14 protein-coding genes are annotated in these 16,222 nt (G+C 60.4%); 8 read left to right on the top strand and 6 right to left on the bottom strand.

The features are described 5' to 3' along the window. Positions 1–19 precede the first annotated feature (19 nt). The 3 genes from ATO7_RS08535 to ATO7_RS08525 all read left to right on the top strand — a co-directional run bounded on the left by ATO7_RS08535 (position 20) and on the right by ATO7_RS08525 (position 3,431). Positions 20–601: a CBS domain-containing protein gene (locus ATO7_RS08535; protein WP_083561259.1), complete on the top strand. Its 582-nt coding sequence runs from the start codon at positions 20–22 to the stop codon at positions 599–601. 103 nt (positions 602–704) lie between these two features. Beyond that, positions 705–1,733, top strand: coding sequence for a hypothetical protein (locus ATO7_RS08530; protein WP_083561258.1), 1,029 nt, complete (start codon positions 705–707; stop codon positions 1,731–1,733). A gap of 183 nt (positions 1,734–1,916) precedes the next feature. Then, on the top strand, positions 1,917–3,431 hold the full coding sequence (locus tag ATO7_RS08525; RefSeq protein WP_083561257.1) for an OmpP1/FadL family transporter: 1,515 nt from the start codon (positions 1,917–1,919) through the stop codon (positions 3,429–3,431). 15 nt (positions 3,432–3,446) lie between these two features. Here the strand turns inward: ATO7_RS08525 and ATO7_RS08520 are convergent, their stop codons facing one another. After that, on the bottom strand, positions 3,447–3,866 hold the full coding sequence (locus ATO7_RS08520; RefSeq protein WP_083561256.1) for a DUF6691 family protein: 420 nt from the start codon (positions 3,864–3,866) through the stop codon (positions 3,447–3,449). A 2-nt stretch (positions 3,867–3,868) separates the two neighbouring features. Then, positions 3,869–4,306 (bottom strand): YeeE/YedE family protein, encoded by a 438-nt coding sequence (locus ATO7_RS08515; RefSeq protein ID WP_083561255.1) that lies wholly within the window; start codon positions 4,304–4,306, stop codon positions 3,869–3,871. Positions 4,307–4,441: 135 nt separating this feature from the next. On the opposite strand from ATO7_RS08515, the gene ATO7_RS08510 reads away from it, so the two are divergent. The 5 genes from ATO7_RS08510 to ATO7_RS08490 all read left to right on the top strand — a co-directional run bounded on the left by ATO7_RS08510 (position 4,442) and on the right by ATO7_RS08490 (position 10,469). Then, positions 4,442–5,137, top strand: a complete 696-nt coding sequence (locus ATO7_RS08510) for an MBL fold metallo-hydrolase (RefSeq protein WP_083561254.1) — start codon at positions 4,442–4,444, stop codon at positions 5,135–5,137. Continuing rightward, positions 5,137–6,855, top strand: a complete 1,719-nt coding sequence (locus tag ATO7_RS08505) for a SulP family inorganic anion transporter (RefSeq protein WP_083561253.1) — start codon at positions 5,137–5,139, stop codon at positions 6,853–6,855. The genes ATO7_RS08510 and ATO7_RS08505 overlap by 1 nt, the downstream gene beginning before the upstream one ends. Before the next feature lie 56 nt (positions 6,856–6,911). Beyond that, positions 6,912–7,910, top strand: coding sequence for a DUF2333 family protein (locus tag ATO7_RS08500; RefSeq protein ID WP_083561252.1), 999 nt, complete (start codon positions 6,912–6,914; stop codon positions 7,908–7,910). Between the two features lie 41 nt (positions 7,911–7,951). Continuing rightward, a complete protein-coding gene (locus tag ATO7_RS08495; RefSeq protein WP_083561251.1) occupies positions 7,952–9,313 on the top strand; it encodes an alanine/glycine:cation symporter family protein in 1,362 nt (453 codons plus the stop codon). Between the two features lie 136 nt (positions 9,314–9,449). After that, positions 9,450–10,469 (top strand): class I fructose-bisphosphate aldolase, encoded by a 1,020-nt coding sequence (locus ATO7_RS08490; protein WP_083561250.1) that lies wholly within the window; start codon positions 9,450–9,452, stop codon positions 10,467–10,469. 65 nt (positions 10,470–10,534) lie between these two features. Here ATO7_RS08490 and dapE read toward each other — a convergent pair whose 3' ends face one another. From dapE to map, 4 genes are read right to left on the bottom strand one after another with little or no spacing between them, the layout of a single operon-like run. After that, positions 10,535–11,686 (bottom strand): succinyl-diaminopimelate desuccinylase, encoded by a 1,152-nt coding sequence (dapE, locus tag ATO7_RS08485; protein ID WP_240499448.1) that lies wholly within the window; start codon positions 11,684–11,686, stop codon positions 10,535–10,537. Beyond that, complete coding sequence (dapD, locus tag ATO7_RS08480; RefSeq protein ID WP_083561249.1) at positions 11,683–12,522, bottom strand: 2,3,4,5-tetrahydropyridine-2,6-dicarboxylate N-succinyltransferase; 840 nt, start codon at positions 12,520–12,522, stop codon at positions 11,683–11,685. Before dapD ends, dapE begins: the two co-directional genes overlap by 4 nt. Then, the gene (gene glnD, locus ATO7_RS08475) at positions 12,519–15,182 is read right to left on the bottom strand and encodes a [protein-PII] uridylyltransferase (RefSeq protein WP_083561248.1); all 2,664 of its coding nucleotides are present in this window, start codon (positions 15,180–15,182) and stop codon (positions 12,519–12,521) included. The genes dapD and glnD overlap by 4 nt, the downstream gene beginning before the upstream one ends. Continuing rightward, the gene (gene map, locus ATO7_RS08470) at positions 15,179–15,943 is read right to left on the bottom strand and encodes a type I methionyl aminopeptidase (protein WP_083561247.1); all 765 of its coding nucleotides are present in this window, start codon (positions 15,941–15,943) and stop codon (positions 15,179–15,181) included. The genes glnD and map overlap by 4 nt, the downstream gene beginning before the upstream one ends. Positions 15,944–16,222: the final 279 nt, after the last annotated feature.

Genomic DNA, 16,222 nt, shown 5'->3' with positions numbered 1-16,222 from the left:
AGTGCAAAGGAAACACCGTATGAAAGAGCTTAAATTCAGTGATGCAGGTCATTTCAATCGATTGATCTGGCCCGATCACGGGCATGCCGTGGGTGTTGATAGCGCAGCGACGAGCTTGATGACGGATTTCGCGCGTTCGTTGCCCATGGTGATTGGCGGCAATATCAGAATTGCCGATGCCCGGGCTGAAATGAAACATCAGCACACCGGCTTCAAATGTGTGGTGGATGAACACGATGAGTTCATCGGCGTGGTTGGGCTGGATGATCTCAACGATCAGGAGGTCGTCAAGAAGGTGGCCTCCGGCTTTGAGCGGGCGGAGCTGTCGGTCGCCGATTTCATGTGCCCAAAACGGGCTTTGCGAGCGATGAGCTATGTCCAGATTGCACCCATGCGGGTTTATGCCCTGCTGTGGGCACTGCGTGGATGTGATGGCCATCATTGTCTGGTGCTTGATGATGACGCCAATGCCATTCGTGGACTGGTGGCGGCATCTGACGTGGTGCAGCGCATGGGCTTGCCGCTGGATCCATGGTCGGCATCTTTTGTGGATATCTGGATGTGTCTGAGTCAGCAACATTCGTCGCACAGGTCGGCCTGATGAGGTAACGCGTTCATGGGGGATAAGACTCCCCCAAAACACGGGCTGTTGATGCGCGCGCAGTGCTTCTACGCTGCGCGCTTTCAACCACCCGGACGATCTGATGAAAAAGGGATTTGTGGCCATTGCATTGCTTGGCTTGATGAGTGGCTGCGCCAGCATGGCCGACCTGTCGGGCGCGAAGGCCAGTGAGCGTGGGCGCGTGGACAGCAAGAACGCACAGACGCTGGCTGAAAAAAAGGAGGTCTACATCGGAGATTTCCGCGTTACTTTCGTGATTCAGGATGCCAGTACCGCGACTGCGAAAAGCCCGATGATGCGCGGTGCAGACATGAGCGACTACGCAAAGTCGACCCTGCGTGCGCGCCTCAGCGGTGTGCCGGAGGCGCATTTTCAGGCAATAACTGATCGAGCGTTCGAAGATTTCAAGCAAGGTCTGCAGGCCAAGGGCTACCGCATCCTTAGCCGAGACCATCTGGCGTCGCAATCCAGTTGGACGCGTCTGAGCTCTCAGGCCAGCCCCAATCCGCCCTACGACAAAGTGCTGAACAATGAATCGCTGATGAGTGATCTGTTCGGCGGCCGGCCGCACGACATCAGCTTTGCGCCGCGCGGCATGTCGCTGCTCAAAATTGATGCTGGCGGTCAGTATCAGGGCGGTGTCGCGAAAACCGCTGACAAGCTGGGCAAGCCGATTGTGAATGCCCACTACACCGTGCATTTTGCCTACTTCGGCAGTGAAACCGACTACACCGTTGACTATTTGAACAGCGATGTTTGGGAAGGCGAGCGCAAAGCCACCTTGTCGGCCCAGAGCAGCATGGGCCAGGGCATACAGGTGGTGCCCGGGGGTGCCATCGTATTCATGGTTGATCAGGGGGGTACGTTCAGTAAGAACGGTTTTATCGCGCTTGAAGATCCCGTTGTGGTTGGTGGGGCCTACGGGCGTAATGAGGATTCCACGTCGGGCGCGCAGAAGACCGCCAATGCGGTGAGTTCCGTGTTGGGCTTTTTCAGCGGCAGCAGCTCCAAAACCAAGGAAATTTCCGTGGTGGCAAATCCCGATCACTATCAGATCGGTGCATTGAAAGCGTTGACAGAGGCCAACGCGCGCCTGCTCCGGGCGTTCTAGCATGATCGGCCCGGGCCGTGACTGCGGCTCGGGCTTATATGTTCTTAGGGAATAAGAATCTGGGTATTTAGGTTGTTGAGGTATTAAGCGCGGAAATACGGGTATCCTCCCGCCGCCCGGACATGGGGTACTGGTCCGGACGGTATTCAGATTTGCGTCGCTGGGCGGCGCCGGGAGTTCAATATGTCCGTGTCACGTGCTGCTCTGGTCCTGTTGCTGGGCCTGCCCACTTTGGTCCATGCGACCAATGGTTACTTCTCCCATGGCACCAGCGCGACGCAAAAAGCCATGGCTGGCGCGGGCACGGCGTTGCCAGCGGATGCCTTCATCGGCACGCTCAATCCAGCGGGCGCGGTGTGGATGGGCGATGCATTTGAAGTGGGTTTGTCGTTGTTCTCTCCGCAGCGTGACTATTCGGCCAGCGCGCGTGGCGATGACGCCAACAATGGCATTTTTTTGATCCAGCCGATCGATCAGCACCGCAGTCACAATGAATTTTTCCCGATTCCCGCGCTGAGCTACAACCGCGCCTGGGGCGATCGCGCCAGCTGGGGCATTGCGCTGTATGGCAACGGCGGCATGAACACCGAATACAACGGCAATCTCGCGACGTTTGGCCAGGGGCTGACGGGTTTTGAGGCCGAGTGCGAAGGCGGGTTTGGCGGTGGCCGGGCCACGGGCGCCGACAATGCCGGATTCTGCGGTGGTCGCGGAGACGACCGCTTCGGGGTTGATTTGATCGTAATGTTTGTCGCGCCAACCTTCAGCTACAAGTTGAATGAGCGCATCTCGCTGGGTATATCGCCGCTGTTGGCCATGAGCCGCTTCGCATCCTATGGCTTGGAGGCTTTCGGCAAGTTTTCCAACGCCCCCGGTCAGGTCTCCAACCAGGGGCATGATCTGGCCTACGGTGGTGGCGCACGTGTTGGTGTGCTGACCAAGTTGCTGCCGGGTGTAACGTTGGGTGGGTCATACCAGTCGCGTGTCTGGATGACCGAGTTTGAGGACTATCAAGGTTTGTTCGCGGAGCAGGGCGACTTCGATATTCCATCCAACTGGAACGTGGGTGTAGCCCTGCGCTTGACCCATGCTCACACACTGGCGGTCGATTATCAGCGCATCAATTACAGCGAGATTGACTCGGTTGGTTTGCCCTTTGATGCCAACGATTTCGTCAACAACTGCGCGATTCCACGCCTGCTTGCCGGCTTTGGATTTGGCCAGGTCAATGACAGTGATGCCTGCTTGGGGGCGGACAGCGGCCCCGGTTTTGGCTGGCAGGACATGTCGGTGTGGAAGTTCGGCTATCAGTACGATGCCGGGCGTTACAAATTCCGTGCCGGGTATAGCCGGACGGACCAACCCATTGACGAGTCTCAAGTGCTCTTCAACGTGCTGGCGCCAGGGGTGATCGAAGAGCATTTCACCCTGGGGCTGGGCGTGGAGTGGTCGAAGAATTTCTTCGTCGATGTGGCGCTGATGTACGCCCCGGAGCGGCCGGTCAGCGGGCCCAATCCTTTGTCCAACACCGATGCCAATTTGCTTGGCCTGTTCGGTCAGGGTTTGGGGCTGGGCGGTGTCACCGGCGTGATTGGCCAGGACACCTCCCAAGCTTTTGGTGCTGATCCAGACGATCAGGTGCTGCGTCTGAATATGCGCCAGTACGAAGCCACCATCAGCTTCGGCTGGCGTTACTAAAGCGGCGAGAGCAGTTCAGGCGCCGCTGCGCGCTTCGACAAAGGCCATCAACCGATAGCCAGCGAGCATCGCGATGACGAAGGCGATGATGTCGGCATTGGCCGTCGCGATGCCCGCCACCGCCGGACCGGGGCACAGTCCGGCCAGAGCCCAGCCCAGGCCGAACAGCGCCGCGCCCACAATCAATTTGCCATCAATGGCATCACGTGTGGGCAGATAGAAGGCTTTGTCGAACAGTGGGTAGGGGCGTTTCAGTACCAGATAGAAACCCGGCAGGGTGATGGCCACGGCACCGCCCATCACGAGCATCAGCGATGGGTCCCACTGGCCGGCGATATCCAGAAAGCTCAGCACTTTGGCCGGATCCATCATGTTCGACAGGGCAAGTCCAAGCCCGAACAACACGCCGCCCAGTAAGGCAATCAGATTTCTCATGTTCAGACTCCTGCAACGTGACGAATGATGAACACCGTGGCAAAGGCCACCAGCATGAAGACTGCGGTTGCGGTGATCGAGCGTGGCGATACCCGGCCGATACCGCAGACACCATGGCCGGATGTGCAACCTGAACCCAGCTTGGTGCCAAGGCCGACCACGAAGCCGGCGAAGATCATCATGGGTAAGCTGACCTCGACGTGGATGTTCAGCGCATCAGGCGGGGCAAAAGCGATAAAGCCATAAGCGCCCCCGATGAGTCCCAGCGTGAATGCCAGGCGCCAACTCAGATCGCTGCCGCGCGACGTCACCAGATTCCCGACAATCCCGCTGACCCCTGCAATGCGCCCGTTAAAGCCAAGCATGAGCAGGGCGGAGAGGCCAATCAGCATGCCGCCCCCCAAGGCTGTCCAGGGCGTGAATTCGGTGACTGTATGCATAGGTGAAATCTCGTTTAACAGATGAATCTAATTTAGTGATTATTGAAGTAATAGCAAGAGCAAGGGAGGCTGCAATGCTGCATATGCTATAATAGAATTTACATATTACGTAAATGAATTAAGGGTGTTTGTATTATGCTTTTTCGACAACTGTTCGACGCCGAATCAAGCACTTACACTTATCTTCTTGCCTCTGATGTGGGTCGTGAAGCGCTCATTATTGATCCGGTGAAGGCACAACTCTCAGCTTACCTTGAGCTGATCAAGGCGCTGGATCTACGTCTGGTTCGCGCGATTGATACCCACACGCATGCAGATCACGTGACGGCCCTGGGTGAGCTGCGTGATCACACGCAATGCGTGACGGTCATGGGCGAATTCACCAATGCGGCTTGCGTGTCCGAGCACGTTCGTGATGGCGAGCGCATCCTGGTGGATGGTCTGAGCCTTGAGGCCATGTACACGCCCGGCCATACCGATGAATCGTTCAGCTTTTACTGCCCCGGTGCAGGGCCTGGCCTGTTGTTCACCGGTGATGTGCTGCTGATTCGTGGCACCGGTCGAACCGACTTTCAGGGCGGTGATGCACACAAATCGTGGGATTCCATCGTTAATCGGCTGTTCACTCTGCCGGACAAGACCCTGGTCTATCCGGCCCACGATTATCGCGGCTGGACGGTGTCTTCAATTGCCGAGGAAAAGCGCTTTAACCCGCGCCTTGCCGGCAAGACGGAAGACGAATATGTGCACATCATGAACAACCTCAATCTACCCAATCCCAAGCTCATGGACATCGCCGTGCCGGCCAACTTGGCTTGCGGTCAGGTGTGATGCGCATTCCGCTGATCGCGCATATTCGAAACGCACCACCGGGTGCGATGAATGATGACCTCATTGCCGGGGCCATCACCGCGATCTTGTTGATCCCGCAGGGCATGGCTTATGCCTTGTTGGCAGGCTTGCCTGCAGAGATGGGCCTCTATGCATCGATAGTGCCACCGGCCTTGTACGCACTGTTTGGCACCAGCCGCAGTCTGGCGGTTGGGCCGGTCGCGGTGGCCGCGCTCATGGTGGCGGCGGCGTTGTCTGAATACGCCGATGGCGAAGCGGCGCGCTGGATGTCAGGTGCCATGATTCTGGCCTTCGAAGTGGGTGCCTTGCTTTTCCTGATGGGTGTGTTGCGCCTGGGCGTGCTGGTGAACTTCATCAGTCATCCCGTACTGAGCGGATTCACCACCGGCGCGGCCTTGCTGATTGTGCTGAGTCAGGTGCCGATACTGCTGGGTTTATCGCTGCCGCGTGGTGCGGCTTATGAAACTGTGCTGGGCGTGTGGCACAACCTGGATGCGGTGCACCTTTTGACCCTGGTCTTTTCCTGTGTGGCGATGCTGGCCTTGCTGCTGGCGCGCGCGCCCTTGTCGCGGGCGCTGCGCCAACTCGGTATGCCGCCCCGGGCAGCGCTGCTGCTAACCCGTATGGCGCCCCTGGCTATTGTTGCGGTCGGCGCATTAGCCGCGGCGCGATTGCAGGGTGCGGAGCAGGGCCTGAGGATCGTGGGAGCCATTCCCGCTGGCCTGCCGCTGCCCAGTCTGGGATTCTTCGCAGCCGATGGCTGGCTGGCCTTGGCCGGGCCGGCTGTATTGATTGCCCTGGTTGGGTATGTGGAAAGCATTTCCGTGGCCAAGGCTTTGGCTGCGCGGCGGCGCCAGAAGATTGATCCTGATCAGGAGCTGCGTGCCCTCGGCCTGGCCAACTTTGGCGCTGCATTTGCCGGGACCATGCCGGTGGCCGGAGGCTTTTCACGCTCGGTGGTTAATTTTGATGCCGGCGCCCAGACGCAGCGCGCAGCGCTGGTGACTTCGGCGCTGGTCGCTGTGGTCGCGGTCTTCTTTACCCATTGGTTTTTTAATCTGCCAAAAGCCGTGCTGGCCGCAATCATCGTGGTGGCCGTGTGGCAGCTGGTCGATTTTCGCTCGGTAGTCCGGCATCTACGCTACGACCGTGCTGACGGTGCTTCGCAAGTTGCAACGCTGCTGGGCGTGCTGATTTTCGGCATCGAGCCGGGTTTGCTGATCGGCATCGGTTTGTCTTTGGCGCTTTATCTGTGGCGCACCAGCCAGCCGCACATCGCGCTGATTGGGCGTGTGCCGGGTACTGAGCACTTTCGAAATGTGCAGCGCCATGCGGTGCAAACCCTGCCGACCGCGGTTTTCATTCGTCCCGATGAGAATCTGTACTTTGCCAATGTCGCGGTGGTGCAGAAATTTATCGCCGACCAGGTGGCCGAGCAGGGTGACATCACAGACGTTGTGCTGGTGATGTCGGCCGTGAGCTACATTGATGCCAGCGGTCTGGAAATGCTGGAGCAGCTGGTTCAGGACTTCGCCCGTGCGGGCATTCGCCTGCATCTGGCCGAGGTCAAGGGGCCGGTCATGGATCGCTTAAAAGCCGCGCCCGAGGTGTTGGAGCACTTGCCGGTGCATCTGAGCACCGAAGGGGTGTTCGAAGCCTTGCAGGCCTCTTCGCCCGAATTCGCCGGCCAGACTTGACCCCCGAGCCTTCAGCCCCAACCATCACGTCTGCGCACGCAGGTGAAAAACAAAGCATGGTGGTAAAAACGCTGGCCTGGTTTCAGGATGTCGGTGAGAAACGCTGGGGCCCATGGGCGCTTGGCGGCGGTGTGGTGCTGATCTTGCTCATTGTGTGGGGCATGTGGATCAGTGCCGCACCAAGCGTGCCGGTGTTCCCGACCACGCGTGATGGACGCGTGGGTGTACAGACCGTGGATGCCGGCATTGCGGTGGCGGAAACCTTGCTCGACAAACGTGGCGGTTACATCAGCAATGATGTGACCCCGCCGGCCTGGTGGCTGGACAACATCCAGAACTGGGAATTCGGCGTGCTCAAGCAGTTACGCGATTTCAACCGTGTGTTGCGCAATGAAATCAGCCGCAGTCAGAGCCAGTCCGCCGAAGACCCCAAGTTGGCCCAGGCCGAACCCAAATTCAACATCGACAACCGCAGCTGGATGTTCCCACGCGCCGAGGCCGAGTATCGCAAGGGTATCGAGCTGCTCGATGACTACCGCGTGCGTCTGGCCGACGGTGATGCCAATTTTTACGCCAATGCGGAGAACCTGGTCGACTGGATGCAGGTGGTGGAAAAGCGTCTGGGCAGCATGGTTCAGCGCCTGGGTATGAGCGTGGGCAAGATGACGGTCAACGACGCTGTGCTCGAGTCCGGGCCGGATGGCGCGGCCAGCGCGGTTGCGCCGCAAAACATGCGTGAATCGGTGGAACAGACACCGTGGCTGGAGCTGGACGATGTGTTCTTCGAGGCGCGCGGTACGGCCTGGGCGCTGCAGGCGTTGCTGCAGGCGGCTGAGGCAGATTTTGCCGAGGTGCTGACCGACAAGCAGGCTGCGCTGCAGTATCGACAGGTGCTGCGCGAGTTGGAGTCGGCCAACCGGCCGCTCAGGACCATCATGATTCTCAACGGTTCGGGGTATTCGCTGTTCGCCAATCACTCGCTGGTCATGGCGTCTTATCTGGGCTCCGCCAACGCTGCCGTATCGAACTTGATCAATTTGCTGCGTGATGGCTGATCGCGTCGCGAATTGGCGCAAAGCCTGCTTATGAAGGGCTCATGACTGGGATTGAAAATGCGCTGGCGCAGTTTGCGTCGTTTGTATGGGGAATGCCGCTGGTCGTCTTGCTGCTCGGCGGTGGACTGACTTTGTTGCTGTTCAGTCGCGGCGCGCCGTATCGCCTGCTGCCTCATGCCATAGGTTTGCTGCGCGGTGATGCGCGACATCAGGACCAGGATGCCCCGGGGCAGCTCAGCCATTTTCAGGCCCTCAGTGCAGCGTTGGCCGGCACGATTGGCCTGGGCAATATCGCCGGCGTCGCCGTGGCGGTTGAGCTGGGTGGGCCGGGTGCGATCTTCTGGATGTGGATGACCGCCGTGGTGGGGGTGGCGACCAAATTCTTCACCGGAACGCTGGCCGTGATGTATCGCGGTCGTGATGATCAAGGAGGTTTACGTGGAGGACCCATGTGGGTCATCCACGAGGCGCTGTCAGCGCGCTACCGTCCTTTAGCCTATCTGTTCTGCGTGGCCGGTTTGATCGGATGCTTGCCATCGTTGCAAGTCAATCAGCTGGTGGAGACCACCCAGGCGCTGGTGTTGGCGCCGCGCGGCTGGGATCACGATCTGGCGCCTTTGATTCTGGGCTTGATCATCATGCTTGCGTGCTGGTTGATCGTGCGAGGCGGTATCGTGCGGATCGGGGCGGTGGCCGCGCGGGTGGTACCGACCATGTGCGTGATTTATCTGCTGGCCATCGGTGGCATATTGCTGGTGCACTGGTCGGCGGTGGTGCCCGCGTTGCTGTCGATATTTCGCGAAGCCTTCTCGCTGCAGGCCGCCGGCACGGGCGGACTGGTGGCCATCATCCTGCTTGGCGTGCGCCGCGGTTTGTTTTCCAACGAGGCCGGCATTGGCACGGAAGTCATGGCCCATGGCACGGCGCGCACATCGGAGCCGGTGCGCGAGGGGATCGTGGCGATGTTGGGTCCGATTATCGACACCTTGATTGTTTGCACCGCGACCGCGCTGGCGTTGTTGGTGACCGATGTCGCCAGTGTCAGCGAGTTGTCCGGCGCGAGCCTGACCAGTCAGGCTTTCGAGAGCGTATATGCCGGCTATGGTGTGGCCCTGCTGTATTTGATGGTGCTGATTTTCGGCGTTACCACCATCACCACGTACTGGTTTTACGGCGCCCAATGCGCCGTCTATCTGTTCGGTGCGCGGGCTGAAATCTGGTATCGCACGCTATACCTGCTATCGATCGTGTTCGTGGCCATGTTGCCTCTGCATGCGGCGCTGAATCTGATCGACGGCATGTACGCCTTGATGGCCATCCCGACCATGACAGCCACTTTGCTGTTGGCGCCAAAGGTGCTTGCAGCAAGTCGTGACTATGTCGTCCGCATGCGTCAGGTCTGAGTCGGCTCGGCATCTGCTAAAATACTCGGCTGCAACCCGGCCTGCCGTTGTTGGTGGTTCCGGCATTCCCAAGCCCTTCGCTCGTCGCCTCCAGGAATGGCGAGCCAAGTGACTGAATCCAAAGGAGTTATAAACAATGAATCTCGATGTGCTGAGCGCCACTGCGCGTGAACTGGTCGAGCCGGGTCGGGGTATTTTGGCGGCGGACGAAAGCTCGCCGACGATCAAGAAGCGTTTCGATTCCATCAATGTCGAATCCACCGAAGAGTCGCGTCGCGCCTACCGCGACATGCTGTTCTCGGCCGAGGGTGTGGAGCAGTACGTCAGCGGCGTGATTCTGTACGAAGAAACTCTGTTTCAGAAAGCAGCGGACGGTACGCCGTTCTCGAAGATGTTGGCCGACAAAGGTGTGATTCCCGGGATCAAGGTCGACAAGGGGGCCAAGGATCTGGCCGGTGCCGATGGCGAGAAAGTGACCGAAGGCCTGGATGGCCTGCGTGAGCGTCTGATCGAATACCGCAATGCCGGTGCTCGTTTTGCCAAATGGCGCGCGGTGATCAACATCGACGAAGATCTGCCCAGCATGTACTGCCTGGACACCAACGCCCACGCGCTGGCGCGCTACGCTGCGCTGTGCCAGGAGCAGGGCATTGTGCCGATTGTTGAGCCGGAAGTGATTATGGACGGTTCGCATGATCTGGAAACCTGCGAAGACGTGACGGCGGCGGCTCTGGCGACCGTGTTTGGTCAGCTTGACGCTCAGGGCGTGGCCTTCGAAGGCATGCTGCTCAAGCCGAATATGGTGATATCGGGCACCACCTGCCCGGTGCAGGCTGATGTGCAGACCGTGGCCGAAGCCACCGTGCGGTGTCTGACCCGTTACGTACCCGCCGCTGTGCCGGGTATCGTGTTCCTGTCAGGCGGTCAGAGCGACGAACTGGCAACTGCGCATCTGGATGCCATGAACAAGCTGGGTCCGCATCCGTGGGCACTGAGCTTCTCCTACGGTCGTGCGCTGCAGGCTGCTGCGCTCAAGGCCTGGGGCGGTCAGGCCGGTAATGTGGCGGCAGGGCAGGCGGCCTTCATGCACCGCGCCCGTTGCAACAGCGCCGCTGCGCTGGGCGAGTACTCCGACGCGATGGAAAGCGCGGCCTGAGGACCCCGTCACCCATAACGCAAAACGGCCGGTTTAACCGGCCGTTTTTGTTTGTGCGGGGCGCGTCAGCCCAGACTCTGTGACAGCTCGCGGAGCAGGGCGGCGTGGATGGCGCACAGGGCATCGAAGTCATCGAGCTTCAGATGCTCGTTGAACTTGTGAATGCTGGCGCTGACCGGGCCGAGCTCGATCACCTCAGCACCCAGCGGTGCAAGAAAGCGTCCGTCGGATGTGCCGCCACCGGTGAAGTGCAGCGGTTTGTGCCCGGTGACCTGGCCGATGGCTTTGTCAGCGGCCTCGGTCAGGCGACCAGCCGGGGTGTAATAGGGCTCGCCGGTGTGCCACCAGTCAGCGCTGTAGCGCACGTTGTGGCGATCCAGGCAATCGATGACCTTTTGCTTGAGCTGCTCTGCGCTAGAGCAGGGGGCGTAGCGGAAATTGAACACCACTTCAGCTTGTCCGGGAATGACGTTGGTCGCGCCGGTGCCGCTGTTGATGTTGGAAATCTGGAAGCTGGTCGGGGGGAAGTCGGCGTTGCCCTCATCCCAGATTGTGGCCGCCAGTTCCGTCAATGCCGGCAAGACGCGGTGGACCGGATTGTCCGCCTTGTGTGGATACGCCACGTGCCCCTGAACGCCGTGCACGGTCAGGTTGCAGCCGATGGAGCCACGCCGGCCGACGATGAAGCGATCGCCGATCTGCTCGTCGGCGGTGGCTTCACCGACGATCACATAGTCGGGTTGGGTGCCGCGCTGGCGCAGCACTTCGGCCACATAGCGCGTGCCGTCGCGGGCTGGTCCTTCCTCATCACTGGTGATCAGGAAAGCCAGATCAATGTTCAGATCGGTCTGGGCCCCGGCTTGAGCGGCGCAGGTCATCGCCGCCAGGCCTGACTTCATGTCGGCAGCACCGCGCCCGTAGAGCACGCCGTCACGCTCGCTGGGCACGAACGGATCCGAGGTCCACTGAGCCAGGTCGCCGGTCGGCACCACGTCGGTATGCCCGGCCAGCACCACCAGCGGCGCATTGGCGCGGCCACAACGGCGCAGTGACCACAGGTTGGTCACACCGTTGTGATTGAGCCACTCGTGCTCGAAGCCATAAGGCGCCAGGGCCTCGGCCAGCAGCTGGCTGCAGCCGGCATCGTCCGGGGTCAGCGAGCGACGCGCAATCAGATCCAGCAGCAGGCCGCGCGCGGCTGCGGTATCGACAGTCACGACTGGGTGGCGGCCTCACGCAGCAATTCGTTGATGCCGACCTTGGCGCGGGTGCTTTCGGTGACCTGCTTCACGATGACCGCGCAGTTCAGGTTGTACACGCCGCCGGGGCCGTTCTTGGGCAGTGAACCCGCCACCACCACGCTACCCGCCGGGACCCGGCCGTAGCTGATTTCGCCGCTCTCGCGGTTGAAGATCGGGGTGCTCTGGCCGATGAATACGCCCATGGAAATGACCGAGCCGCGTTCCACGATCACGCCTTCGACGATTTCCGAACGTGCACCGATGAAGCAGTCATCTTCGATGATGGTGGGGTTGGCCTGCAGCGGTTCGAGCACGCCGCCAATGCCAACGCCGCCGGACAAATGCACGTTCTTGCCGATCTGGGCGCATGAGCCCACCGTGGCCCAGGTGTCGACCATGGTGCCCGAATCGACGTAGGCGCCGATATTTACGTAGCTCGGCATCAGCACCACGCTGGGCGCAATGTAGGACCCTTTGCGCACCATCGCCGGCGGCACCACACGGGCACCCAGGGAGCGGAAATCGGCATCGCTCCAGCCGGTGAACTTGCCCGGTACCTTGTCGAAATAAGTCGTTTCAGCGCCTTCGATCACCACGTTGTCATGCAGGCGGAAGTACAGCAGCACGGCTTTTTTCAGCCATTGATTGACCTGCCAGCCGTTGGCGCTCGGCTCGGCCACGCGCAGGCTGCCGTCATCAATGCCGGCAATGGCCTGGCCTACAGCTTCGCGCAGCGCGGTATCGCTGGGGTCGATGTTGGCGCGGTTTTCAAAAGCGGTTTCGATCTGGTTCTGCAGGTCTTGTTGTGTCATTTGGTGCTGTCAGTCAAAAGATTGATGTGTTCGGTGACCCCTTCGCGCAGCGCATGCAGAACGGCAGGGTCGGTGAGGGCGCGGCCCTGGCGATCGGTGAGGAAGAACACGTCTTCCGCACGTTCGCCGATGGTCCCGATCTTGGCGGCGCGCAGTTCGACGTCCAGTTCATCGAAAACCACGCCAACCGTGGCGAGCAGGCCGGGGCGGTCATCAGCCACCAGTTCCATCAGGGTCTGGTTCTTGTCGCTGTCGACCGTGAAATAGATTTGTACCGGGGTGGAGAAATGGCGTGCGCGTTGCGACACCCGGCGGGCGACCGGCTGGGGACTTTCCGCCCGGCTGAGGGTCTGGCCCAGGGTTTTGCCGATTTCCTGGCGTCGGTTGGGGTCGGTGATCTCGCTGCCGTCGGCTTCACTGACGATGAAGGTGTCGAGCACGAAATCGTCCAGGCTGGACTGGATGCGTGCATCCAGAATGCTCAGGCCAAGCTGGGCCAGGCATGAACTGGTGATGCCGAACAGCTTGGGCGCATCCTTCATGTAGATCAGCACTGCGGTGCCACGGTCGCGGAAGTGGCGCACCAGGACACTGGGTTGGTCGGCCGGCGCATTGACGATGGCCTGCACATGCCAGGCAATTTCCTCGGCGCTGTGCTTGAGGAAATAGTCGTCTTCAAACCGCTCCCACACGCTGTCGATGCGGGCTTCGGCGAGACCGTATTCCAGGCACATCAGGCGGGCGGCCTGACGGGTTTCGGCGATCAGCTCGGTCATGCCGACCGGGTCGCCGCGCTCCAGCACGCGTCGTGCCGATGAGTACAGCGAGCGCAGCAGCCCTTCACGGAAGCCATTCCACAACTTGGGATTGGTTGCGCGGATGTCGCACACGGTGAGCAGGTAGAGCAGGTTGAGGCGATCCAGTGTCTCGACCTGCTTGACGAAGGTGTTGACCACGTCGGGGTCGGACACATCCTTGCGCTGCGCGGTGAGCGACATCAGCAGGTGGTAGCGGACCAGCCAGCTGACGGTCTCGCTGTCCTGGCTGGAGAGGCCGTGGCTCTGGCAGAAATCGTAGGCATCCTGAGCGCCGAGCTCGGAATGATCGCCTTCGCGGCCCTTGGCGATGTCGTGGAACAAGCCAGCCAGATACAGCAGTTCCGGTTTGTTCAGCTGATCATGCAGATCGGACAGGGCCGGGAATTCGTGGCGGAATTCCGGCACGGCCAGACGCCGGATATTGCGCACCACGAACAGGGTGTGTTCGTCCACCGTCAGGGTGTGGAACAGGTCGTACTGCATGCGTCCGATGATCTTGCCGAAAGCCGGGATATAACGACCCAGAATCCCGTAGCGGTTCATGCGGCGCAGGCTGTGCAGTACGCCGCGCTCCATGCGCAGCATGTCCATGAACAGCTGGCGCGCTTCACGGCTGTCGCGAATCTCGGCGATGTTTTCACGGTCGCGGCGAATCTCGCGCAGCGTGTCGGCGCTGATGCCCTTGATTTTGAGGTGTTCGTTGTTGGCCCAGGTGCGGAAGATCTCGAGCAGGGCCAGCGGCCGCTGCTGGAACAGATTGGCTTCGCGGCATTCGATGAAGCCATGGCGCAGCTGGAAGTGGTCATCCAGCACCTGAGGTTCATCACGCTGCTTGCGATGGAAGATGTCCTCGTCCATCAGCTGCAGGAAAATGTCGTTGAGCGCCGACAGACCCTTGATGGTGCGGTAGTACATCTGCATGAACTGCTCGACCGCAAGGTTGTGGCTCTTGTCCTGATAGCCGAACAGCTCGGCCACACGCAGTTGGTGATCGAACAGCAGGCGGTCTTCGGCGCGGTTGGTCAGCATGTGCAGGGCAAAGCGCACCTGCCACAGGAATTCGCGCCCGGAAATCAGGCTGCTGAGCTCGTTCGACTTGAGCAGGCCCTGAGCGTGCAGCTCTTCCAGCCCGGCGGTGCCGTAGTGCCGTTGCGTAACCCAGCCGATGATCTGGATGTCACGCAGGCCGCCCGGGCCTTCCTTGACGTTGGGTTCCAGCTTGTAGGCGGTGTCGTCGTACTGCTTGTAGCGCTGCAGTTGTTCGGCCATTTTGGCCTTGAAGAACTGATCATCCGGCCAGATGTTGTCCGGCCCGATGGCCTGATCCATCGCCGTGAACAGGTCTTCGCGCCCGGTCAGCAGGCGGCTTTCCATCAGATTGGTGACCACCGTGATATCGGCAGCTGCCTCGCTGGCGCATTCAGCCGGAGAGCGCACGCTGTGGCCCACTTCCAGCCCCATGTCCCAGGCAAAGGTGATGAAGGCGCCGAGCTCCGATTGAATCTGCTCCAGCTGACCTTCGGCATACAGCACCAGCAGGTCAATGTCGGAACGGGGCAACAGCTCACCGCGACCGTAACCGCCGACCGCAACCAGCGCGGCCGGTGCATCGTCGGGCACCAGCGTGGCCCAAGCGGTGACCAGCATCTGGTCAACGATGGCGGTGTAGCGGGTGATCAGCTCGCTGGCGGGGGTGCCATTGCGAAAGGATTCTGATTGGGCCTGGCGAATTTCGGTCAGCAACTGACGCCAGGCAATCGGGTCGCCGGGATTATGGCTGAGCAGCTCGCTCAGCTCAGCCGCGCTCAGCTCAGCCAGCTCCGGCTTGAGCTGCGCGCTCATGCGGCGCCTGCGGATGTGGTCAGAATCTCGTGGCCGTCAGGGGTGACCAGCACGGTGTGTTCCCACTGCGCAGACAAAGAACGGTCGCGGGTCACCACGGTCCAGTCATCCTGCAGCAGCTTCACGTCCTTGCGCCCGACGTTGATCATCGGTTCGATGGTGAAGGTCATGCCGGCTTCCAGAGTGACGCCGGTTCCCGGTGTGCCGTAATGCAGAACCTGTGGTTCCTCGTGGAATTCACGACCGATGCCATGGCCGCAGTACTCGCGCACCACGGAAAAGCCGGCTTTCTCGGCCAGCACTTGAATGGTGTGACCAATGTCGCCAAGGCGGACGCCGGGTTTGACCATGGCGATGCCGGCGTGCATGGCCTCAAGCGCCGTGTCGCACACGCGCCGCGCGATGACCGGCACATCACCGACCGCGAACATGCGGCTGGTGTCGCCATGAAAGCCGTTCTTGATCACCGTGATGTCGACATTCACGATGTCGCCACGCTTGAGCTTCTTGGGCCCGGGAATGCCGTGGCAGACCACATGGTTGACCGAGGTGCAGATTGATTTGGGAAAACCGTGATAGTTCAGCGGCGCCGGAATCGCACCCTGCTCATTGACGATATAGTCGTGACAGATGCTGTTGAGTTCGTCGGTGCTCACGCCCGGTTTGACGTGCGGCGTGATCATATCGAGAACTTCGGAGGCCAGGCGGCCAGCCGTGCGCATGTGCTCGATTTCGTCGGGGCTTTTGATGCTGATGGGCATGAGGGCTAGTGGTGGTGAGCGCTGCGTCGCCTTGGCGACACAGCGCTGACAGCTGGATTCAACCGCATATATTCGCAGAATCCGGTCGCTGTTGATACCAAAACGTGCCCTTGCAGCCCCATCTGGCCGCGTAAACATTGGCTGGATCGGGTCAATGTGCTATAAAGCGCGCCCCGCGCAGGCTGTCTCACTCGTCGGCTCGGGAAAATCCGCCGAATATCGGCTTAATCCGCACACATGCCAAAAACCTTGTCCGGGGGTCCTGCTCGCAGGCCGGTC

This window comes from Oceanococcus atlanticus, from assembly GCF_002088235.1.
Classification (GTDB): Bacteria; Pseudomonadota; Gammaproteobacteria; order Nevskiales; family Oceanococcaceae; genus Oceanococcus; species Oceanococcus atlanticus.
Note: the sequence above shows the minus strand (reverse complement) of the source record. Positions and strands in the feature narration are given on the sequence as shown.

Excerpts from the sequence above, each read along its gene's own strand:
- dapD (WP_083561249.1), bottom strand. The coding sequence starts at position 12,522 with ATGACACAACAAGACCTGCAGAACCAGATCGAAACCGCTTTTGAAAAC.
- ATO7_RS08490 (WP_083561250.1), top strand. The coding sequence starts at position 9,450 with ATGAATCTCGATGTGCTGAGCGCCACTGCGCGTGAACTGGTCGAGCCG.
- ATO7_RS08535 (WP_083561259.1), top strand. The coding sequence starts at position 20 with ATGAAAGAGCTTAAATTCAGTGATGCAGGTCATTTCAATCGATTGATC.
- map (WP_083561247.1), bottom strand. The coding sequence starts at position 15,943 with ATGCCCATCAGCATCAAAAGCCCCGACGAAATCGAGCACATGCGCACG.
- ATO7_RS08520 (WP_083561256.1), bottom strand. The coding sequence starts at position 3,866 with ATGAGAAATCTGATTGCCTTACTGGGCGGCGTGTTGTTCGGGCTTGGA.
- ATO7_RS08525 (WP_083561257.1), top strand. The coding sequence starts at position 1,917 with ATGTCCGTGTCACGTGCTGCTCTGGTCCTGTTGCTGGGCCTGCCCACT.
- ATO7_RS08505 (WP_083561253.1), top strand. The coding sequence starts at position 5,137 with ATGCGCATTCCGCTGATCGCGCATATTCGAAACGCACCACCGGGTGCG.
- ATO7_RS08515 (WP_083561255.1), bottom strand. The coding sequence starts at position 4,306 with ATGCATACAGTCACCGAATTCACGCCCTGGACAGCCTTGGGGGGCGGC.
- ATO7_RS08530 (WP_083561258.1), top strand. The coding sequence starts at position 705 with ATGAAAAAGGGATTTGTGGCCATTGCATTGCTTGGCTTGATGAGTGGC.
- ATO7_RS08495 (WP_083561251.1), top strand. The coding sequence starts at position 7,952 with ATGACTGGGATTGAAAATGCGCTGGCGCAGTTTGCGTCGTTTGTATGG.
- ATO7_RS08500 (WP_083561252.1), top strand. The coding sequence starts at position 6,912 with ATGGTGGTAAAAACGCTGGCCTGGTTTCAGGATGTCGGTGAGAAACGC.
- ATO7_RS08510 (WP_083561254.1), top strand. The coding sequence starts at position 4,442 with ATGCTTTTTCGACAACTGTTCGACGCCGAATCAAGCACTTACACTTAT.
- glnD (WP_083561248.1), bottom strand. The coding sequence starts at position 15,182 with ATGAGCGCGCAGCTCAAGCCGGAGCTGGCTGAGCTGAGCGCGGCTGAG.